Annotated in this window: 24 protein-coding genes; 12 read left to right on the top strand and 12 right to left on the bottom strand. The window is 69.2% G+C overall.

All coding sequences use genetic code 11. From position 1 onward, the window contains the following. Nucleotides 1–134 precede the first annotated feature (134 nt). The 8 genes from AB0C87_RS22810 to AB0C87_RS22775 form a co-directional block, all read right to left on the bottom strand. Nucleotides 135–2,375, bottom strand: coding sequence for an FtsK/SpoIIIE domain-containing protein (locus tag AB0C87_RS22810; protein WP_360579375.1), 2,241 nt, complete (start codon nt 2,373–2,375; stop codon nt 135–137). Then, the gene (locus AB0C87_RS22805; protein ID WP_360579373.1) at nt 2,372–3,661 is read right to left on the bottom strand and encodes a hypothetical protein; all 1,290 of its coding nucleotides are present in this window, start codon (nt 3,659–3,661) and stop codon (nt 2,372–2,374) included. The genes AB0C87_RS22810 and AB0C87_RS22805 overlap by 4 nt, the downstream gene beginning before the upstream one ends. Continuing rightward, nucleotides 3,658–4,050, bottom strand: a complete 393-nt coding sequence (locus AB0C87_RS22800; protein WP_360579372.1) for an RRQRL motif-containing zinc-binding protein — start codon at nt 4,048–4,050, stop codon at nt 3,658–3,660. The genes AB0C87_RS22805 and AB0C87_RS22800 overlap by 4 nt, the downstream gene beginning before the upstream one ends. After that, entirely contained in the window at nt 4,047–4,421 is a 375-nt protein-coding gene (locus AB0C87_RS22795; protein WP_360579370.1) for a hypothetical protein, read from the bottom strand. The genes AB0C87_RS22800 and AB0C87_RS22795 overlap by 4 nt, the downstream gene beginning before the upstream one ends. Before the next feature lie 456 nt (nt 4,422–4,877). Then, nucleotides 4,878–5,054 (bottom strand): hypothetical protein, encoded by a 177-nt coding sequence (locus tag AB0C87_RS22790; RefSeq protein WP_360579369.1) that lies wholly within the window; start codon nt 5,052–5,054, stop codon nt 4,878–4,880. Nucleotides 5,055–5,104: 50 nt separating this feature from the next. Then, nucleotides 5,105–5,521 (bottom strand): RNase adapter RapZ, encoded by a 417-nt coding sequence (locus AB0C87_RS22785; RefSeq protein WP_360579368.1) that lies wholly within the window; start codon nt 5,519–5,521, stop codon nt 5,105–5,107. Then, nucleotides 5,521–5,940: a WhiB family transcriptional regulator gene (locus tag AB0C87_RS22780; RefSeq protein WP_360579366.1), complete on the bottom strand. Its 420-nt coding sequence runs from the start codon at nt 5,938–5,940 to the stop codon at nt 5,521–5,523. The genes AB0C87_RS22785 and AB0C87_RS22780 overlap by 1 nt, the downstream gene beginning before the upstream one ends. Before the next feature lie 6 nt (nt 5,941–5,946). After that, nucleotides 5,947–6,093 (bottom strand): hypothetical protein, encoded by a 147-nt coding sequence (locus AB0C87_RS22775; RefSeq protein WP_360579364.1) that lies wholly within the window; start codon nt 6,091–6,093, stop codon nt 5,947–5,949. Between the two features lie 116 nt (nt 6,094–6,209). Here AB0C87_RS22775 and AB0C87_RS22770 point away from each other — a divergent pair, with 116 nt between their 5' ends. From AB0C87_RS22770 to AB0C87_RS22760, 3 genes are all read left to right on the top strand, one after another. Continuing rightward, nucleotides 6,210–6,581 (top strand): GntR family transcriptional regulator, encoded by a 372-nt coding sequence (locus tag AB0C87_RS22770; protein ID WP_360579361.1) that lies wholly within the window; start codon nt 6,210–6,212, stop codon nt 6,579–6,581. Between the two features lie 126 nt (nt 6,582–6,707). Beyond that, complete coding sequence (locus tag AB0C87_RS22765) at nt 6,708–7,922, top strand: helix-turn-helix transcriptional regulator (protein WP_360579359.1); 1,215 nt, start codon at nt 6,708–6,710, stop codon at nt 7,920–7,922. An 8-nt stretch (nt 7,923–7,930) separates the two neighbouring features. Then, a complete protein-coding gene (locus tag AB0C87_RS22760) occupies nt 7,931–8,497 on the top strand; it encodes a cysteine hydrolase (RefSeq protein WP_360579357.1) in 567 nt (188 codons plus the stop codon). 63 nt (nt 8,498–8,560) lie between these two features. Here the strand turns inward: AB0C87_RS22760 and AB0C87_RS22755 are convergent, their stop codons facing one another. The 3 genes from AB0C87_RS22755 to AB0C87_RS22745 form a co-directional block, all read right to left on the bottom strand. After that, nucleotides 8,561–9,085, bottom strand: coding sequence for a hypothetical protein (locus AB0C87_RS22755; protein WP_360579355.1), 525 nt, complete (start codon nt 9,083–9,085; stop codon nt 8,561–8,563). 86 nt (nt 9,086–9,171) lie between these two features. After that, nucleotides 9,172–9,729 (bottom strand): hypothetical protein, encoded by a 558-nt coding sequence (locus tag AB0C87_RS22750; protein ID WP_360579353.1) that lies wholly within the window; start codon nt 9,727–9,729, stop codon nt 9,172–9,174. Nucleotides 9,730–10,299: 570 nt separating this feature from the next. Continuing rightward, nucleotides 10,300–11,190: an LLM class F420-dependent oxidoreductase gene (locus AB0C87_RS22745; protein WP_360579351.1), complete on the bottom strand. Its 891-nt coding sequence runs from the start codon at nt 11,188–11,190 to the stop codon at nt 10,300–10,302. Nucleotides 11,191–11,278: 88 nt separating this feature from the next. Between AB0C87_RS22745 and AB0C87_RS22740 the strand changes: the two genes are divergently transcribed. From AB0C87_RS22740 to AB0C87_RS22730, 3 genes are all read left to right on the top strand, one after another. Beyond that, nucleotides 11,279–11,815 carry a helix-turn-helix domain-containing protein gene (locus AB0C87_RS22740; RefSeq protein WP_345174530.1) on the top strand — a complete coding sequence of 179 codons (537 nt, stop codon included), beginning with the start codon at nt 11,279–11,281 and terminating at the stop codon, nt 11,813–11,815. Between the two features lie 283 nt (nt 11,816–12,098). Then, nucleotides 12,099–12,878 (top strand): GTPase, encoded by a 780-nt coding sequence (locus AB0C87_RS22735; RefSeq protein ID WP_345174532.1) that lies wholly within the window; start codon nt 12,099–12,101, stop codon nt 12,876–12,878. Between the two features lie 93 nt (nt 12,879–12,971). Continuing rightward, a complete protein-coding gene (locus AB0C87_RS22730; RefSeq protein ID WP_345174533.1) occupies nt 12,972–13,172 on the top strand; it encodes a hypothetical protein in 201 nt (66 codons plus the stop codon). A 124-nt stretch (nt 13,173–13,296) separates the two neighbouring features. On the opposite strand, the gene AB0C87_RS22725 is transcribed toward AB0C87_RS22730, so the two are convergent. Continuing rightward, the gene (locus AB0C87_RS22725; protein WP_360579347.1) at nt 13,297–13,950 is read right to left on the bottom strand and encodes a hypothetical protein; all 654 of its coding nucleotides are present in this window, start codon (nt 13,948–13,950) and stop codon (nt 13,297–13,299) included. Nucleotides 13,951–14,156: 206 nt separating this feature from the next. Between AB0C87_RS22725 and mbhE the strand changes: the two genes are divergently transcribed. The 6 genes from mbhE to mnhG are packed head-to-tail and all read left to right on the top strand — an operon-like array spanning nt 14,157 to nt 20,010. Beyond that, a complete protein-coding gene (gene mbhE, locus AB0C87_RS22720; RefSeq protein WP_360579345.1) occupies nt 14,157–16,952 on the top strand; it encodes a hydrogen gas-evolving membrane-bound hydrogenase subunit E in 2,796 nt (931 codons plus the stop codon). Then, complete coding sequence (locus tag AB0C87_RS22715; protein ID WP_345174538.1) at nt 16,949–17,365, top strand: Na(+)/H(+) antiporter subunit C; 417 nt, start codon at nt 16,949–16,951, stop codon at nt 17,363–17,365. The genes mbhE and AB0C87_RS22715 overlap by 4 nt, the downstream gene beginning before the upstream one ends. After that, the gene (locus tag AB0C87_RS22710) at nt 17,362–18,885 is read left to right on the top strand and encodes a Na+/H+ antiporter subunit D (protein ID WP_360579343.1); all 1,524 of its coding nucleotides are present in this window, start codon (nt 17,362–17,364) and stop codon (nt 18,883–18,885) included. Before AB0C87_RS22715 ends, AB0C87_RS22710 begins: the two co-directional genes overlap by 4 nt. Next, the gene (locus AB0C87_RS22705; RefSeq protein WP_360579341.1) at nt 18,882–19,421 is read left to right on the top strand and encodes a Na+/H+ antiporter subunit E; all 540 of its coding nucleotides are present in this window, start codon (nt 18,882–18,884) and stop codon (nt 19,419–19,421) included. The genes AB0C87_RS22710 and AB0C87_RS22705 overlap by 4 nt, the downstream gene beginning before the upstream one ends. Next, nucleotides 19,418–19,684 carry a monovalent cation/H+ antiporter complex subunit F gene (locus AB0C87_RS22700; protein WP_345174543.1) on the top strand — a complete coding sequence of 89 codons (267 nt, stop codon included), beginning with the start codon at nt 19,418–19,420 and terminating at the stop codon, nt 19,682–19,684. Before AB0C87_RS22705 ends, AB0C87_RS22700 begins: the two co-directional genes overlap by 4 nt. After that, nucleotides 19,681–20,010, top strand: coding sequence for a monovalent cation/H(+) antiporter subunit G (gene mnhG / locus AB0C87_RS22695; RefSeq protein WP_360579340.1), 330 nt, complete (start codon nt 19,681–19,683; stop codon nt 20,008–20,010). Before AB0C87_RS22700 ends, mnhG begins: the two co-directional genes overlap by 4 nt. Nucleotides 20,011–20,014 lie beyond the last annotated feature (4 nt).

Here is a 20,014-nt window from a genome sequence, read left to right as displayed (position 1 = left end):
GGTCGCATGGGGCCGGGGCGTTCCGGCCGTTTTCCGTGGTCTGGGTGTGGGTGGCGAAACCCGTAACCGTGCTGGTCAGTGCGCGGTTTGGGTGATACCGGCCCCGAAACCGGTTTCGGGGCCGGGGGAACCGCTCAGTCGTCGTCGAAGTCGTCTTCGGACTCGTCGCCGGGGTCGTCGTCGGCGTTGTTGCGGCGGGTGGGAAGGTCGTCCCAGCGGAGTCCCTTGGCGCTGCCTCCGTCGCCGCGCTTGTTGATCTGGCGGGTGCGGACGCCGAACGGCTTGAGCGCGGCTGACAGGGTGGTGGAGCGGGCGGTGCGGGCCTCCCGCAACTCCTCGTCGGTCATCTCGTCGACGGGCCGCAGCGTTTTGACCCATGCGCCGTACAGGTCGGGGCGGTAGGTGGCCAGGGCTTCCACGAGGCGGTGGGAGTGCATGGTGTCCTCACCTGCGGGCCAGACGGCGCGCAGGTGGTCGATCAGGTCGGACTCGTCGGCAGCGGCGACTTCTTCACCGGCGGCTTCGCCGCTGAGGGTGCCGGCGGCGGTGCGCAGGGCCAGGGCGCGGCGGCCGATGGCGGCGGCTTCGTCCTGCTTGATGAACGCGGCGCGGGCGATCTGGTAGTTGAGCGCGGAGCGGGCCAGCCAGCCGGTTCCGGCGTCGGTGGCGGGGTCGAACATGGTCGCGCGTACGCCGCGCCGGTACATGCCGGTGCCCAGGATCAGGTCGTTGGGAAGGTGGCCGGTGACCGCCAGGCAGAACCGCACGATGGCGTTGTCGGAAACGCCGCGGGGGATGGACTTGGCGTCGGGCCGCTGGGTGGTGAAGACCAGGATGATGCCGTAGGCGCGGGCCTTGCGGATCAGCCGTCCGGCGACCTCGGCGGCGGCCTTGCCGTACTTGGGGTGCTCGAACAGGGTGTGCGCCTCGTCGAAGATGGCCAGCAGCGGGTGAAGGCGAAGCTCGCGGCGGGCGGCCAGGTGTGGGTAGACCTTGCGGCCGTTGGGGACCTCCGAGAGCGGGAGTTCCTTGATGATCGCCTTGCGGCGCTTCATCTCTTTCTCCAGCGCCTTGAGCCCGTCAAGGGCGGCCTTGCAGTGCTCGTCGTCGTCACCGGACACGTACCGGTGGCAGACCGGCTTGACGGCTTCGACGTCGCCGGACCCCTTGAGTTCGTAGATCCACATCTCGCACGTGGGGTCGAGCGCACCGGCCAGCGCGAGCACTAGCACCGCCGACGTCTTCCCCGAGCCCATGACACCGCCGATGAGCATGTTGACGCCCATCAGGTCGAGTTCGACGAGCCGTCCGCGCGGGTCGAACCCGAACGGGATGGGCTTGAACAGGTCGGCCTGCCCGTCGCTCAGCAGCGGCCACAGGCGGCGCTTGGACTTGGCGGGGTCCTGCTTGGCCACCCACAGCACCAGCCGCCCGGGGTGGGCGTTGCGGTCGGTCTCGGGCCACACGCACCCCAGCGGCCGACGCATCGCCGCGGCCAGTTCGGAGCGCTTCTCCAGCACCGTTTCGGCGAGCTGGCCGGGCGGCAGGTCCATCTCCGCGCGCCAGCCGGGCCCATCGGTCGCCACCGGAACGACGAAGTCCACCTTCTCGTTCTTGCCGACCATGCCGATCGCGCTCAGCGAGGTCTCGATCTCGGTCGACTCCAGCCGCCGCTGCACGTGGAAGGCGACATACCGGTGGACGATCGGCTGATCGGGGTTGCGTCCGGCGGCGCCCAGCAGCGACAGGATCGCGGCGGCGACCATGGCCAGTCCCCAGCCGGGCAGCAGCACCGCGGCCATGGTGACCAGCAGCGCGACCGGCACGGCCACGATGAGCGACTGGCGCCGGCGCTGCTGGGTGCGCTGGGTCTGCATGGTCGCCAGCTTCATCCAGGTCTGTTCATCGCTGCGCCCCGCGGCCTTGGACACCACCGGGCGGGCCTCAGCGTCGGTCACCCAACGCAGGTACCGGCCGGTCAGCCTCCCGGCGCCGACCGGTGCACGCAGCCACAGCCGCCCCAGGTAGACCGGGGTGCGGGCGGCGTGGAAACCGGCCATGTGGGAGTAGTACGTGGCCACGAACCGGGCGTTCTCGGCGAACTCGCCGCGGTCGCGCAGGAACGACGGGATGACGGCGGGCGCGGTCGCCATGTAGGCGCGCCGGTCGGCCATCCAGCCCGCACCGCGCGGCGCGGCCGGGTCGTCCACCAGCGTGGCGCCCGGGTCCACGACCTCGCCGTCGAGGATCTCGACCGGGCGAAGCACGTCGATGTTCTCGCCGGTGTGGGTGCCGTCCTCGGCGCGGACGGGCAGGTTGATGACCTTGCCCATAGCCGAGTCGGGCGGCGTGCTGGCGGTCTCGTTGGCGCTCATCGGGCGTCACCTCCGGGCACGACGGCGGCGGCCATCGCAGATTCGTTCGCGGTCTCGGGTCGGGTGGCGGTGGGGACGGCGCGGAGCCGGGCAGGCCCGACAGCGCCCGGGGCGGCGGTGGCGGTGAGGGCGTGGATGCGCTTGGCGCGCTCCCAGCCGATCCCGAGCACGCTTTGCACGGTCCGCACCGAAGCATCGGAAGCGACGTCTCCGGCGGTCACCAGAGCCGCCAGCCGGGCGGCCAGTTCCTCGTCGGTCTGCGTGCGCGGGGTGCTCTTGGAAGCACTCTTGCGAGCGCTGGCGGGAACCCGCGTCCCCTTGTCAGCGCGACCGGTCCCAGAGCGCTTACGAGTGCCGCTGCGCCTCCCCCCTTGGGGTGCTTCCGAGACCTGCTGTCGGCGCTGGTCAGGAACCGAACGCCGGGCAGCCTCAGGAGCACTTTCCGGGGCAGCGGCCAGGGAGACGAGGGGCAGCAGCGTGCGGGCGCCGGACGGTACGGGCCACTGCGTCACCGGGCGGGCGGTGCGCTGCCCCGAACCGCTCCCCGATCCGCTCCCCGATCCGCTCTCGGCGGCGCGGTGCGGGGTGCTGTCGGGGGCGTCGTCGAGGGCTTTGAGGGAGGGGGCCGGGCGGCCGTCGGCCAGCAGCCACGGCGTAGCGCGCGACACCCCGTCCTGCACGACGCTGATCAGGTAGGCGGTACCGGCGGAGCCGACCGGGCCCAGCGCGTGACCAGCCAGCGCGGCCAGGCCGCTGCCGTTGAGCGAGTCGGGCCAGTGCCCGGCCATGTTCAGCAGAATCGACACGCTCAGCGCACCGAACTCGATCTTTGTCGCGCGCTCGTCGAGGTCCCCGCCGGCGTTGCGCAGGTTGGCGCGGATCAAGATGATGCCTGCCACCGTGCCCAGCAGCGCGGGCTCCACCAGCCACGCCATGTACGCGGCGGTCTCTCCCGGGGCCAGGTGCAGCAGCTTGACCATTCCCGCTTGGACACCGGCGGCCGACCATGCGCCGAATGCGGCCAGCACCGGCAGCAGCATCAGCAGCGCGGTCGTCCGGGTGCGCTCCACACGAAGCGCGCGGGCCTCTCCCGACTGGGACACGGTGTGCCGGACCCGAGCGCGCTCACCGGCCAGCAGCGCACGCTGCCGGACCTCGGCAAGGCGCTGCTGAGACACCCGGACGGCCTTGCGGGACCGGGCCTGCGCGCGGACCTGCGCGCGGCCCTCGCGGCGCTCCAGGCGCTCACGCAGTTCGGCCAGATCATCGGCGGCGGGGGCGGTCATGACGCGACCTCCCATCCGGCAGCGCAGTCCAGGCAGGTGCCCAGATGGCGGGGCAGGACGTAACCGGCGTCGGTGCCGCAGTCGGGGCAGATGCGGCGGGCCTTGAGTGCCTTGGCCAGCGCGGCGCGCTGGCGGTCGGTGGCGGTGCGCTTGGGCAGCGCCAGACGGACGTCGTAGAGGTAGGCGGCGCGGACCCCGCCCGGGGCGTTGTAGCGGCGCGAGCGCCACAGCACCTGACCGGCGATGTCCTGACCGCCGGGCCGCAGACCACGGGCGGCGAGCTGGCGGCGGGTGACCAGGTGCGGCGGCGCCATCCGCCACGGCCACGTGGGAATCCCGTGCCGAGCGCCGGTCGGGTCGAAAAAACGCGCGGCGGTCCGGTGGCTCATCGCGCACCCCCCGCCAGCACCGCGGCGGCGCCGGCGTCGGCCTCCCGGATCGCCCACACCAGCAGCAGGCACCCAAGACGCAGCGCGGCCAGCAGCGCCACCATCGCGCCCAGCAGCACCGGCACCGGGTGCGCGGCGGTGTCGGTGTGGGCGGTCAGCGCGGCGGCCAGCCGCTCCACCAGGGCCGTGGTGATGACCAGCAGCACACCGCCGATCCGCAGCAGCAGACCGGCCAGCAGCACCGCCAGCGCCACCAGCACCAGGCCCCACGGCAGACCGGCCAGCAGACCGGCCAGCCGCACCCGGCCGAACTCCTCGGCCAGGGCGCCGGTGAACCCGTCGCCAGGCGCCGAAGACGTCGAATAGGTCATGATGGGACTCGCTCCCTTCTTTCGGGTTGGGGGCCACCGGGCGGCCTGGCTCTGGCTGGAGATGGGGCCGCCCGGTGCCCGTTCACGTGATCTCGTGGGTGCCGCTCAGCGGCAGCAGCGGGCCGCGTCGGCCGGGGTGTCGTAGGCGGTTCCGCACTTGGAGCACTCGTTCCACGAACTCATCGCGCGCTCCCTACTTGCTCGACTTGCCGGACTTGGCGTCGTGGGCGTCCCGGACGGACTTGGGCTCGCCGTTGGGCCAGGTCGAGGACTTGCCCTTGGTCGGGTCGTCGGCCATCGTGGGTGGTTCCTTCCTTTGGAGGGGCCCCGGGACGTCGTTCTGTGGTGGTTCGGGCGTCCCGGGGCGCACCATGTCTTGGCGCGGGAGCGGCGGGCCTGCCGTTCCGTGAGCCGCTCCACCCCGTGAGCCGGGGCAGTGAGCGGCCGGACGCAACGTCAGCGCTTCTTCTTGCCGCCGAACGAGCGGCTGATCCCGCCCTTGTTGTCGCCGTTGACGACCTTGACGCCGTCTCCCTTGATCACCACCGTGTTGGCGTTGATGTCGCCCTCACCGAGGTTGAGCGGGCCGGTGTTCCCGCTGATGACCCGGCCGCGGTCGTTGCTGTCACTCATGGCGTGCGGTTCCTTCCAATCGGTGGGATGTGCTCGGGTGGCGCGCGTCGTCAGCGCGCCACAACCGGTCTGTGGAGGTCGCGGTGCGCAACCGTCGCCGCGATACCGAGGTCGGCCAGCACCGCGGCGAGGATGCGCCCCACCGTCGCGGCGCGGTGCCGACCGCCGGCGCATCCGACCGCGACGCTGAGCGGTCCGGCGGACGGGCCCGCCAGGTAGGCCAGCGCCGTGGCGGCGGTCGCGTCGATGAGCGGCCGGATACCGGGCGTGTTCAGCACCGCGGCACGGACCTTGGCGTCGTCGGCGGTCAGGTTCCGCAGTCCCCGCACGGCGTGCGGGTCGCGGAAGTGGTGGCGTAGGTCGAGGACAACGTGCGCGTCGGCGGGCGGCGCACCGTGCAGGTACCCGAACGTGGTGACCCGCACCTCGGCGAGCTCCGTCGCGGCGGTCGTGGTCGTGGCGGTCATCAGGCCACCTCGTTCAGGTCGAGGTCGGAAAGGTCCAGATCGGGGAGGGCCGCCAACTCGGCGGCGGTGAAACCGGCCCACACCCCGAACTCGGGGCGGATCCGCGTCGCCAGCTCGAAGCAGGCGCCGCGCAGCGGGCAGGACTGGCACACCTCGGCGGCCACCAGCTCACGGGCCGCGCGCTCGTCCGGCGACTCGTCGCCGTCCGGGCCGGTGTGCAGGTCGGGGTCAAAGCGGCACTGAGCGCCGGCGATGGCCTTGCCGCGCAGGTCGAGACCTGCGAGCGCGGCGAACGGGGTCAGGGAACGGAACACAGACACCTCGTGGGGGTTGGTGAGCGGTCGAGACGCGCGGCCCTCAACGGCGGCCGTGGCGGCCTCTACGTCGAGGGCGGACGTCTGCGATCGGTAGGTGGTCATTGCTGGTCAGCCCAGCGAGCCCGAGAACGTGGTGATCGCGTGAATCACCAGGTTGACCAGCTCAGCGGCCTTCTCCGGGTTGTTCACGGCGAAGATCGTGACCGCCACACCGGCGATCCACTGCGGCAGCTTGCTGGCCTTCTGCGGAAACATCTGGCTTACCTCCTGGGAAGCAACTGACTCAAGTCAGTTGCTCTGAGTTGAGACAGTAGGCCCGGGAGAAGCGCTCGTCAAGGCCCCGTCTCAAGACAGTTGGATAAGGTGGTTTCGTGGCGGACAGAGATGATGAGCGGCTACCGAGCCGACGTGTCGCGCGCCTCCTTCGCGCCGAGATCGAAGAGGGCACTCGGTATCCACCGGGCGGCAAGCTGCCCTCCTACCGGCAGCTCGCGGAGCGATACGACGTCGCGACCAACACCGCAGCGGCGGCGGTCCAACTCCTTGCTAGGGAAGGGCTGGTCAGTATCCGTGCAGCGAGCGGCGCTTATGTGCGCTCCCCGAGTGAAGCTGAGCCCGACATGAGGGGCGAACTTGCGAAGATTCGTGCTCAGCTTCACCGTTCGCGGTCGGAGTTGGACGACGCCGAGAAGGCTTTGGCGTACTTGCTTGACCGCATCCCCTCGGCGGAGTCGGACGGGTGATCGCTTCGTCATGTCATCGAGGTTCTGCCGTCAGGCCGGATGTTCGGAAGCGCGAACCACGAGCCCTAACACTCCGCTGACATTCGGCTGACATCCGCCTAAGCTCACCCCCCCGGAGCCCGAACCGTGACCACCGACGAAGTAATTGAAGCGAGGAAGGTGCTAGGGCGGAAGCTTCGCGGCCTTCGCGAAGCTTCTGGTTACACGCAGCAAGGACTCGCCGATCTACTCGGTTACTCCCGTCCTCGTGTCGCCGGCGCTGAACGCGGCGAAAGCTGTTCCGCTCTCTTCTGGCAGGGGTGCGACAGACTTCTTGACACTGGCGGCGTCCTCACCTCCACCTATCATGAAATAGAGGGGATCCGACGCACAGAAGCGCGCAAGGCGGCAGAGGCGGAACGCATACGACGAGCAGTGGACGCAGGTGGCATCCCGCAGATTAAAGAAGATGGCGGCAAGGTGCTTGCGGGATTCGCTGCGCGGTCACATAAGTTCATTGCCGCTTTTGTGGGTGCACGGGCCGCCGAGCAAGTCATGAGCTTAAGCAATGCGAGAACAACTCAGGACCGGCATTGGATATCTTGCCAGTCGGCCCCCTTCGCGCACTCGTCCGGACAATGCGAGTTGCACGTCTGGCCATTTGGAGTCGCGATATTCCATTTGGTCGAAGAACTCGCAATGCCCAACATCACCAGCCTCGCTCTATGGAGGATGCGAAGCTACGCCGAAAATTTGGCGTGGGCAACTGCCAACCTTCGGCGGTTGACCGGCCTTGATGACGTAAGCGCGTCATACGTACTGAGCGCCTACTGGGTCACCGAACCGGGATGGCCTGAGAGCACGCTTGACGACGCCTTGCGCACCATATGCACGCCAAGAATTCTGTTGCAGCGCGAAGCGCGATTCCTTGAGAGTGAGAGGGAAGACGCCGAACAGGCAGAACGCAGAGTTCTGACGAACGGGCACGATGGGAGCGGAATCGAGCCGTTTGGACTTAGCGGCCTGTCTGTCGGATACGCTTCATGGTCCGGGGTTGTTTACCATCCCATGGTTCCGGACCAGGCTCTGGCCGAGAGCGACCTTGTTGCATGTGAGTTGGCGACTCAAGCCATATGGGCGTACTGCGAACACATCAACCGACAGGTTGAATTCGGTCTCGATCCGGTCTTGCCCGAGGAACATGGGTGGCGGTTCTTGCGCGGGGCGAGATCTCGTCTGGTCAACCCTAGACCGCAGGAGACGGGCCAGCACCGGTCAATGCGTGATGCGATCGTTAAGACAAGCGGCCTGCTGGGCCATCTCGATCAAGCAATCGACATAGTGCGCCAATCGCAGGGTTAGGAGATCTCGTGACCTCAACCAGTGCTGTCCTGGTCGTTGTAGACGTACAGAACGGTTTCGTTCGCGCGGAGTCCAGTCACGTCGTTCCCGTGATAGCCGATCTGGTGGAACGCTGGCAGGCGTCCGGAGGCGATGTCATTTTCACGCGCTACATCAATTACGAGGGTAGCCCGTTTGAGCGCCTCATCAAATGGAAGGAGCTTCACACATCCCCGCAGATAGACATCGTTCCTGAACTCGTTCCACTTGCCGCAAAGGCAACAGCCGTCATCGATAAGACGATGTACAGCCTGTTTGCCGACGATAAGGGCCGCGCCCTGGTCAATGAACGTGGCTGGAAAGACATTTACGTATGCGGTATCGCTACCGAGAGTTGCGTACTAAAAACTGCCGTGGACGCGTTCGAGCTCGACCTGACTCCGTGGCTGATTGAGGACGCTTCGGCAAGCCACGCCGGGCAAGCCGTCCACGACGCGGGAGTCCTGGTTACTCAGCGCTTCATTGGGGAGGGGCAGATCATCACAACAAGCGATATTCCTGACGCACTCGTCGGCAACTCTGCTCCGCGCAACTGAACGGCGCATGTTGCAATCACGGCTCGGCGCTTGAGCTCCCCGCCCGCAACCGTCCGTCTTTTCTCACGGGCGCTTCGCGACAAGGTATTCACGAGCGAGTTTCAGCGGGGCGAGAGTATCTTTTCCAGCTACGTGCTGTGCGTAAAAAGCTTCCCGCCCATAGGTGTCAGAAGGAGTGGCGGGCAACTGGTTAAGCTCGGGCCACCGAGCCACTAGTTGATTGACCGATATAGGCTGCAATTTGCCGTCTGTCATCCTAGAAACTTGAACCTCTTTGAGTTCTCCTTGCGAGAGCACGTGAACGCCAACCCGCTTGAACATTTTCTCTCGAACGCTCGCCTGTCGATGAGTAGCCAAGCCCCGTACCCAGATCAGGCCGGCCAAGCACTGCCCCTCGGGTATCGAACGCTGATGCGAATAGTAGCCCTGATCATTCTGGCGCTCAATTTCCTGTAGCTGATAGAGCCACATTAGCGCCGTCTGGATTTCGTCCCATATGGCTTGTTCGTCTTTGCTTGAGAGTGCCACTGCAAGATTGTTGAGAGCAGCGTCTAGGGCGACGACTCTTTTCGTCTTCTCGTGGTTCATCCCTCTCCCTCGCGGATTTTCGACATCCTGTACTGCACGTATCTGGGCCTAGAGGCGGCATGGTTTAAGTTTGACGTAGCCACTGCCTAGGCGTCAGAGAGATTCAGGTCATCCCATACGGCCATATCATAGGAGTCTAGCTCCTCGCGAATTGCATCTTTTGGCTCCTCGTCAGGATCGAGCCACATATCATCCTCGTCGACGAGAAGCTGGATCGTTGAAACGATCGTTAATGCCCGACGGGTTGTGCGCAGACTTCCGCTTACGATATGCCTAGACAAGAGAGCTTCCAGTCTAGCGAGGAGTTCCGCCGAACTGTTTAGAAAATCGTCATATGCTGCACTGTATTCGTCGTTCGACATCGCCTCTTTTGCTTTGCTTATCTTAACGCACTTTAGATAGCAGTCATAGACGACTCCTCGAAATTCGGCATAAAGAGCCTTCCTCTCGTCAAGCGTTAGTGCTTCCCTTGCCTTCTCGGCCTTCTTTTCTTCGAGTTCCAAACTCTTTCGTGCGTTGAATTCTGCAAGGGCGAGATCTTGTTTTCCTTTTATTCTTGCTTGCAGCATCAGGCCAAGGAGGGATACGACACTGCTAACGGAGGCGCTGCTAGCTACAACAAGCCAAAGGGGCGTACCGGCCATGACTAGGGATCGTACGCAAGCGGCAACCTAAACGCCCCCACTCGGCCGAGATTTCCACGACAACCCAACGCTTGAATGCGCTCAGCATCCAAGTGGTTGCGTTCAGTTACGATAGTTGCTTCGAGTGTGCTGTGCGCGGGCTTCAGGCGGAGCCGCTAGGTGGCGTAGTCCAGGCGTCCTTGAGTATCCAAGTGAGTATCAGCACGGGTGGACGCGCTTGGACTTGCGTGGACGGCTGAGGCTGCTTCGCCGGACCGCGTGTGTATCGCTTTGCGTGAACTCCAGTGGTGTGGCCGGTTCGAGTCCAATCGCGGGAGCCGAGGCGGCTTCGCCTGCTCGCCGACCTTTGGTCGGCTTCGCCGGGGCCCGCTGTGCCAGCCCGGGGGGCGACCCCCCGGAACCCCCCGTGGGGAGCTTCGCTCCCCGGCTCCCGGTTGCGGTCTCTGATTCTGTTCAGGTGTACTGCCGGTTGCCGCCTTTGAAGCTCTTCGAATGCGCCGTTAGTTTTTCCTTCCCTCTCGGAGATACCCAGGCCGGGCGCCATTCCACCTTGGATCCGGTGGGGTGTGGTCAGCGTAGGGAGGCGGCCAGGGCCAGGAGGTCCGCTGGTTCGCCGCGGGGGCTGATGAGGAGGTCGGTGACGCCTGCTTCGGCGAAGCGGCGCAGTTCGCGGGTGATCGTTCTCTCGTCTCCGGCGATGACCGTCTCGTGGACGCCGGACAGGCCCTGACGGTCGAGGACCGCGCGGTAGGCGGGGAAGTCCGACACGGCGCCCAGCTGGTCGGCCAGGTCGCGGCGGACGGCGTCCGGGTCATCGGTGAGGGCCACTATGGTGCCCGCCAGTACGCGTGGCGCGGGGCGTCCTGCGGCCTCGGCGGCCTTGGTGATGGACGGGACGATGTGGTCGGCGATCGCGTCCGCGCCCACCCAGGTCGTCACGGTGCCGTCGGCCAGTTCGCCCGCGATGCGCAGCATGGCCGGACCAAGGGCTGACACCAGCACGGGCGGCGGGGTCACGCCGGGTGCGTCCAGTGTGCCTACCGCGGTCAGCGTCTCGCCGCGGTAGTCGACTTCCTCGCCGCGCAGCAGCGGGCGCAGGGCCGACAGGTACTCGCGGACGTGTCGCGCCGGGCGTTCGTAGGCGATGCCGTGCGATCCCTCGATGACCTGCGGGTGGCTCGGGCCGATGCCGAGAGTGAAGCGACCGCCCGTCATGGCCTGTGCGGTGAGCGCCTGGCTGGCCAGCGCGAGGGGGTGGCGCGGGTAGGTCGGGACGATCGCCGTGCCCACCTCGATGCCGGGGACCTCGCGGCCGGCGAGCGCGGCGGTCATGAGCGCGTCCCAGGAGCCCGCGTGCCCGAAGAAGACGCTGTCGAGCCCGGTGTCCCGGGCCAGGCGGACCTGCGTCACCAGGTCGTCCAAGGGGGCCAGTCCGGCGATGGTGAACAGTCCGATGCGCATGAGCCGCTCCAAGGTGAATCGGATCTTCCGGTTCTGGTTGTGCAGGATAACCTGAATCTTCTGTTCCGGTTACCTCGGGAGGAGGACGATGCGGGCCGACGCCAAGCGCAACCGCGAGCGGATCGTCTCCTGTGCCCTCGACCTGTTCGCCGAGCGGGGGCCCGGCGTCAGCATGGAGGAGATCGCGCGGGCGGCGGGCCTCGGCGTGGGGACCCTCTACCGGCATTTCCCCGACCGGCGAGCACTGGTCGAGGAGATCGCGACCAGTTCGCTCCGGTGCCTGGGGGCGGAGATCCGGCGGCTTCGCGGTCAGGAGCTTCCGCGCTGGGAGGCGCTGACCCGGGTCGTCGCCTTCTGCGCCGGTCAGCCGTTCGCGCTCGTGAAGGCCGTCGCGGACGGTGATTCGCCGCCGGAGGAGCGGCTTGCCCTGCAGGACGAGGTCGACGGCCTCCTCCGGGACCTCATGCGAGAGGTGCAGGAGGAAGGCGCGATGCGCGATGACATCAGCCCGGTAGAGGCCGTCGAGATCCTCAGCACCGCCGTCTGCCGTCCTGGAGCCCGGGAGGACGACGCCGTCACCCGCGTGATGCTGGACGGGCTCCGGGCGAAGGCGCCGGGCCGATGACGGACCGGGTTTGCACGGTGCTCCGAATGATCTGATATGTCAGGCGGGGTGCGGCCGTTCGGCAGTTGGGCGCCAATTCGATCTCATTTCCCCGTGAAAACTCTGGCGGTGTTTTCCCCGTATTGCGCGCTCGGGCCGGTGGATCTTATGGCCGGAGGCGGACGTCGTCCGCCCGGTGCGCGCGGGCTTCGCGCGAGTAGCGTGTTTCGCAGGCTTCTATGAGTCCCTCGGTCAAGTGGCTTGCGGGGTGCGGGTGGCTATGGGGAGTAAAGAAGATCAAGAAATGCGGCGGAAGGTTCTCGCGGAACTCCAGGAGGAGCTCCGGCAGAAGCCGCTGACAATCGGCGTGGTCGGTGTTTCCGGGGTCGGGAAATCCACTCTGGTGAACACCCTGTGCAACACCGAGCTGCCGACGAGCCCTACCGTGGCCTGTACGAGGGAATTCGAGAGCCAGGACGTCAGCATCACCGTGCGGGGCGGGATCGTCGACGGTCACCGGACGAAACTGAGGGTCGTCGACGCGCCGGGGCTCGGGGAGAGCGTCGAGCAGGATCCCGGCTACCTGGAGATGTACCGGAGCGAGCTTCCGAAGTGCGACGTCGTGCTCTGGCTCAGCGCCGCCCGGAACCGGGCGATCGCCCTGGAGCAGCAGTACATCGCGGAACTTCTCGGAGTGAACGACCGGATCGTCTTCGGTCTCAGCCAGGTCGACCTGATCGACCCCCTCGACTGGAACACCGAGGTGAACCTCCCTTCCGGCGAGCAGCTGAAGAACATGCGGGAGATCTGTCGCGACAGGGCGGACCGTTTCTCGCGGACGATCGGGGCGCCCGTCGAGTTCGTGCCCGTCTCCGCCGGCAGGCGGTACAACCTCCAGCCGCTCTTCTCGGCTCTTCTGGAAAAGGTTCCCGACGAGCGCGCCTGGATATTCTCGGGCGTCAAGGCGTTCACTGCGGGGGACTGGGTTCCGGAGAAGTACCGGGGAAAGGTCATGAGGGGTGCGGACGGGGTCGGAACTTCCAGGAAGGGGGCGGGGCTGCTGAAGTTCCTCCGCGGTGAGTGACGGGGCGAGACTTCGGCAGTTTTTCTCTGGTGCGGTGGTGGCGGAGGCTCTCCGATGGAGATCCGTCGCTGACGGAGTTGCAAGGGGTGAACAATGGCGGGCTCCGAAGAGAACATGATCCGCAATGAGCTGGATCGCTACAGCGCGAGCGAGCAGCTGGAGATCGCGCGCACGCGGTCCTCGCTCGAGGAATGGGCCAGGAGGATCAAGATGCTCAAGGACATCGCGATGTCGGTCGCGGACATCGTGAAGGTGGCCAAAGAGCTGCTGGACTGGTGGAACAACCGGAGGTGACGGGGCACTCCACCACCGTCTCCCGACGCCCCGGGCGGACGTCCCGGTTGCGGCGCTCATGCCAGGCTGTGATCTCGCAGCCTGGCATGGCGGTTCTCCAGGCGACGACGGCGAGCCGGACGTGTCACGGCGGGCCGGACAGGTCGCGTCCGCAGGAGTCCAGGTCGGGCACGACACCGAGCCAGGCGCGTACCTCCGCCGCCAGGCCGGTGTCCGCGATGAGGTCGACGATGGGTGCGAGGCCGGTCAGTGCTCGCTGCATGTCGATGAGCCGATGCGTGTCGCGGTACTCGTCGGTTTGGGCCAGGGCCCGCAACATGGCGCCGATGTCCTCGCCGGGGCGGGCGAAGTCGTCCTCGGTCAGCGGGATCGAGCGGAGATGCGCGGCGCGGTCGACCGCCTCCTGGCGGCTCATCGTGAAACCGCCGAGGACCCGCCGGGCGATGCCGTCCGGCCGGAGGACCTCCGGCAGATCCGCGATCTCGTCGCCGGCCTCCAGGGCCGCCAGCGACAGCCAGACGAGGTCCTCGACGGCGTGCGCCAGCGGGAACCCCTGTTCCAGTGCCCACTCGATGAGCGAGGCGGCGAGTTCCATATCGGCGGCCGGTCTCTGGAGCGGCCATCCCGCGCGCTGCCAGCGGACGTCCCGCACCCCTGCCTCGACCAGGCTCAGCCACCAGTAGAACGGGCTGATGTTCGATGGCTGGTTGTCCAGCAGCCACTGCTTGCGCAGAGGCGGGTCGATGTCGAGAAGGCGGTAGAACACGAAGTCGGTCATGTCGCCAGCCGATCTTCCTGGGGGCCGCAGCGTGTGAGGGCCCATGCATTATCCCCACGAATCGGATCCCTCGGCAGACCGTCGGGGGTTCGGGCGTTCCCTGGTCCGTGCCGTCGCGGTCCTCCCATACGGCGGGATGGTCGTTTCGGGGGTGATGATCGGGTAAGTGGGAGGCGACGTGCCATGCGGAGGGGGGCTGCGGCGGCATGCTCGCGCTGGTTCTCGCTTATGCCGTCGTCGCGGTCGCCGTGCCCTGGGCGCTCGGGCGTCGCCGGCGTGTGATGGCGTGCGCCGCGGCGGTGCTGCCGGCGGTGACGGCAGGGTGGGCCGCGGCGCAGGTCGGGAGGGGCGCGCTCACGGCGAGGCTGGACTGGGCGCCGGAGCTCGGGCTGGTGTTCGACTTCCGGCTGGACGCGCTGGCCATCGTGATGCTGCTGCTGATCGGCGGGGTGGGGGCCGTCGTCCTGTGCTACGCGGGCTGGTACTTCGACCGTCCCGAGAGGCTGATGATCGGGACGCTGGTCGCGTTCGCCGGGGCGATGACGGGCCTGGTGCTGGCCGACAACCTGCTCGTCCTGTACGTGTTCTGGGAGCTGACCACGGTCAGTTCGTTCGTGCTCATCGGCGCGACCCGGCCGGAGCGGGCGGAGGACCGGCGGGCGGCCGCGCAGGCGCTGCTGACGACCACCGCGTTCGGGCTGGTCATGCTCGCCGGGTTCGTGCTGCTCGGACAGACCGCCGGGACGTACCGGATCTCGGCGATGGTCGCCGATCCGCCGAGCGGTTCCCTGGCGACGGCCGGGCTGGTGCTGGTGCTGCTCGGGGCGTTCGCCAAGTCGGCGCAGGTGCCGTTGCACGCGTGGCTGCCCGCCGCGATGGTGGCGCCCACTCCGGTCAGCGCCTACCTGCACGCCGCGGCCATGGTGAAGGCCGGCGTCTACCTGGTGGCGCGGCTGACGCCCGCGTTCGCCGGCGCCGGGGTGTGGCGTCCGCTGGTGGTCGGGGTCGGGCTGCTGAGCCTGCTGACGGGCGGGGTCCTCGCGCTGCGGCAGCATGACCTGAAGCGGCTGCTCGCCTACGGGACGGTGAGCCAGCTCGGTCTGCTGATGGTCCTGCTGGGGGACGGGACGCGGACGGCCGCGCTGGCGGGCACGGCACTGCTGCTGGCCCACGGCCTGTTCAAGGCGCCGCTGTTCCTCACGGTCGGGACGGTCGAGCACGAGACGGGGACGCGGCGCGCCGATCGGCTCTCGGGGGCCTGGCGGCGGCTGCCGGTGCTGGCGGTCGCGGCGACGGCGGCCACGGCGTCGATGATCGGGCTGCCGCCCTTCCTCGGCTTCGTGGCCAAAGAGGCCGCTCTGGAGGCTTTCGCTCATGGCGGCGTGGACATCGCCGTCCTCATCGGGGTCGTGGCGGGGTCTGCGCTGACCGTGGCCTACGGCTTGCGGTTCCTGTTCGGTGCGTTCGGCGGGCGGGCCGAGGTCACGCCTGGAGGGCACTGGGGTCTGGTCGGGCCCGTCGTGGTCCTCGCTGTGGCCGGGTTCGCCCTGGGCGTTGCTCCTGGCGCGATGCAGAAGCTCGCCGGACCCTACGCGGACACGCTGCCCGGGGACGGCGAGTACGAGCTCGCCCTGTGGCACGGGCTCGGATCGGCGCTGTGGCTTTCCGTTGCCGCGCTCGTGGCGGGTACCGCGGTGTTCGTCTTCTTCGGACGGACGTTCCCCGTCAGGCGGCCGCGTTGGCGGTTCCTGGACGCGCAGCGCGGCTACGACGGGACGGTGGAGGGGATCCTCGCCGGGGCGCACGGGGTCACCGCGCGCGTGCAGATCGGTTCGCTGCCCTTCTACCTCGGGGTGATCGGGGCGATGGCGCTGGTGGTGCCCGGCTCGGCGCTGGTGGCGGCTCTGGTCCGGGGGACGGGGCCGGACGTTCCGTGGGACCGGCTGCGGGCGTGGGACGACCCGGCGCAGGTCGTCCTCGCCGTGGTCGTGATCGGCTGCGCGCTCGCGGCGCTGCGGGCCCGCCGGAGGCTGACGGCCGCGCTGCTGCTCGCCGGGACGGGCTACGGGGTCGGCGGGCTGTTCGTGGTGCAGGGCGGTCCCGATCTCGCGCTGACGCTCTTCGTCGTGGAGACCCTCTCGCTGATCATGCTGGTGCTGGTGCTGCGGCGGCTGCCCGTCCGGTATCCGCCGAGGCGCCGCACGGGGTCGGCCAGGGCGGTCGCCGGGGCGGTCAGCGTGGGCCTGGGCGGATTCGTCGCGCTGTTCCTGGTGGTGGCGGCGCTGAGCCGGGACACCCGCCCGGTCGGGCCCGGATACGCCCGGCTCGCGAGCGAGACGGGGGCCAAGAACGTCGTGAACGCGATCCTCGTCGAGATGCGGGCGCTCGACACGCTCGGCGAGATCGCGGTGCTGGGCGTCGCGGCGATGGGCGTCGTCGGGCTGGTGACCAGCGGGCGGCGGCTGCCGAGCCCGTCCGGCGGCGAGCGCGGCCCGGGGGAGGCGGGGAGCCGCTGGCTGGCGACGCCGGGGCGGCCGCCGCTGGGCGGATCCTCGGTGGTGCTGGAGGCGGCGGCGCGGCTCCTCGGCCCGACGATCCTGGTGTTCTCCCTCTACCTCCTCGTCGCGGGGCACGGCTCCCCGGGAGGCGGGTTCGTGGGCGGGCTCGTGGCGGGCATGGCGTTCGTGCTGCGCTACCTTCCGGGCGGCCGGCGGGAGCTGGCGACCGCGCTGCCGGTGCGGCCGAGCGTCCTGATCGGCGGCGGCCTCGGGCTCGCGGTCGCCACGGGCGCGGCCGGCTGGACGGCGGGCGGTTTCCCGCACGGCGAGTTCCTCCAGGGCGAGGTCTGGCACGCGTCACCGCCCGTCCTCGGCGAGGTCGAGGTGCCGACCAGCCTGTTCTTCGACATCGGTGTGTACCTGGTGGTCCTCGGGCTGGTGCTGACGATCCTCACCACGCTCGGGGCGAGCCTGGAGGACGAGCCGGACGGGGAGGAGGCGTGACCGGGCCCGCGCTCGTCCTCGTGCTGACCGTCGCCGTGCTGTTCGCGGCCGGGTTCGACCTGCTGATGCAGCGGTCCCTGATCCGCGTCGTGGTCGGGTTCATGCTGCTCGGGCACGGGGCCAACCTCGTCCTGCTGCTGGCGGGCGGGGCCGCGGGCGCGCCGCCGCTGCTCGGCGGGAAGCGGGAGGGGGCGATGGCCGACCCCCTGCCGCAGGCCATGGCGCTCACCGCCATCGTGATCACGTTCGGCGTCACGGCGTTCCTGCTGGCGCTGGCCTACCGGAGCCGGCGGCTGCTCGGCGAGGACGAGGTGCAGGACGACGTCGAGGACCGCCGGATCTGCGCCGAGCGCCGCCGCGCGTCGTGGGACGCCCCGCCGGAGCGGCACGACCCGCTGGAGGAGGACGAGTGAACGTCCTGCTCCCCCTGCCGTTCGCGCTGCCGCTGCTGGGCGCGGCGCTCGCGATGATCAGCCGTCGCCGCCGGTCCTGGCTGCGGGTGCTCGCGCCGCTCGTCGGGGCGGGGGCCGTGGCGGCCTCCGTGGCGGTGCTGGTCGCCGTGGCGCGGGACGGCGTCGTCGCCGTCCAGGTCGGGGGATGGGCCGCCCCGCTCGGGATCACGCTCGTCGCCGACCGGCTGTCGGCGCTGCTGCTCGTGGTGGCCGGCACCGTGCTGCTGGCGATCATGCTGCACGCGGTGGCGGAGGGCGCGGGCGCGCTGGAGCGCCGGAGCGAGCCGGGGGTGTTCCATCCCGCGTACCTGGCGCTGACCGGCGGCGTCGGCCTGGTGTTCCTCGCCGGTGACCTGTTCAACCTGTTCGTCGCGTTCGAGGTGATGCTCGCGTCGAGCTACGTGCTGATGACCCTCCAGCCCACGGCCGAGCGCCTCCGGGCGGGCATGACCTACACGGTCGTCAGCCTCACGTCCTCGATCATGTTCCTCACCGGGCTCGGCCTGACCTACGCGGCGGCCGGGACGGTGAACCTCGCCGACCTGTCCGAGCGCGTCCCGGCGCTCCCGGCGGGCACCCGCACGGCGCTCGGGCTGCTGTTCCTCGTGGTGTTCGGCATCAAGGGCGCGATCGTGCCGATGCACCTGTGGCTGCCCGACGCCTACCCGGCCGCCCTCACCAAGGTCACCGCCGTGTTCGCCGCGCTGCTGACCAAGGCCGCGGTGTACGCGCTCATCCGCGTCGAGACGCTGGTGTTCCCCCGCGAGCACGGGTCGTGGGTGATGCTCGTCCTCGCCGCCGGGACGATGGTCGTGGGCACCCTCGGCGCGCTGGCGAACGAGGACATCCACCGGGTGTTCTCGTTCACCCTCGTCGGCCACATCGGCTACATGCTCTTCGGCCTCGCGCTGTTCAGCGTCGCCGGGCTCACCGGGGCGATCCTCTACCTCGTCCACCACATCGTCGTGCAGGCGACGCTGTTCCTCGTCAGCGACCTCATCCAGGCCCGTACGGGGGAGACGTCGCTGCACCGGCTCGGCGGCCTCGCCCGGCTGTCGGCCCTCATCGCGGTGCTGTTCTTCGTCCCCGCGATGAGCGTGAGCGGGGTGCCGCCGACGTCCGGTTTCGTCGCGAAGCTCGCGCTGTTCCAGGCGGGGCTCGGGTCGGGGCGTCCGCTGGCGTACGCCGTCACGGGCGTCGCGGTGCTCGCGAGCCTGCTCACGCTCATGGCGATGGCGCGGATCTGGGTGCTCGGGTTCTGGCGCCCCCGCCCGGAGGAGGCGGGCGAGCCGCCGGCCGCCGAGCCCTACACGCGGGGCGGGGTGCGGGTCATGCAGGCCGTGACCGCCGTGATGGTCGCCGGGGGCCTGCTCATCGCCCTGTTCGCCGGGCCGCTGTCGGCGTGGAGCGCGCGGGCCGCGGCCGACCTGGTGGATCCGTCGGCCTACCGGCGGGCCGTGCTGGACGGGAGGACGCCGTGAGGAGAACGCTCCGCAGGATCGGGGCCCGGCTGGGCATGGCGGCGTGGCTGCTCGCGGTCTGGGTGCTGCTGTGGGGGCGGGTCGACGCCCTGGTCGTCGCGGGCGGCGTCGTCGCCGTGGTCATCGCCTACGCGGTGAGCCGGCTGCCAGCCGTCCCGCTCGTCAACAGGATCCGGCCGCTGCGCCTCGCCGAGGCCGCCGCGGAACTCGCGTGGGACCTGTTCGCGTCGAGCGTGGTCATCGGCTGGCACGCGCTGCGCGCACCGCGCCGGGTCAGGGGCGCCGTCATCGAGGTGAGCGCCCGGACGCGTTCGGAGCTCGTCCTGCTCGTGGTCACGACGAGCATCTCGCTGCGTCCCGGCACCCTGCTCGTCGACCTCGACTGGGACCGGTCGATCCTGCGCATCCACGGCATGCCGGTCCGGGACCGCCGGGAGGCCGACGCCGCGCGCGACGGCGTCCTGCGCACGGAGCGCAGGCTGATGCGGGCCCTCGTGACCCCCGAGGACACAGCGAAGAGAGAGGAACAGGGATGACCGTCGTCTACACCGTCACCATGACCCTGCTGGGCGCGGCGATCCTGATGACGGCCGCGCGGCTCGTCCGCGGCCCGACCTCCTTCGACCGGATCATGGCCGTGGACGTCCTGGCGGTCCTGCTGGTCAGCGGCATCGCGGTGCACTCGGCCGTCCGGGGCGAGCCCGCGCTGTCGACGATCCTGGTGGCCGTCGTGCTGCTCGGGTTCGTCGGGTCGGTCACCGCCGCCCGCCTCGCGGCGCGGCGGGAGGAGGGCCGGTGACCGCCGGCGACGTCGTCACCGCCATCCTGCTTCCCGCGGGCGCCGCGTTCTGCGCGGTGGGCGCGCTCGGCGTGCTGCGGTTCCCCGACCTGCTCACCCGGCTGCACGCCGCGACCAAGCCGCAGACGATCGGGCTCGTGCTCGTCCTCGCGGGCGCCGCGCCCCAGGCGGGCTCCGTCGCGGCCGCCGCCCCGCTGCTGCTGGTCGCGGTCTTCCAGCTGATCACCGCGCCCGTCGCGGCCCAGACGATCGGCGCCGCCGCCTACCGCGCCGGCGTCCTCGACCGGTCCGTCCTCACCATCGACGAGACCGGCCGCGAGCCCTGACCGC

This window comes from Actinomadura sp. NPDC048021 (assembly GCF_040653135.1).
In the GTDB taxonomy this organism is placed as follows: domain Bacteria; phylum Actinomycetota; class Actinomycetes; order Streptosporangiales; family Streptosporangiaceae; genus Spirillospora; species Spirillospora verrucosospora.
This window is presented reverse-complemented; position numbering and strand designations above follow the sequence as displayed.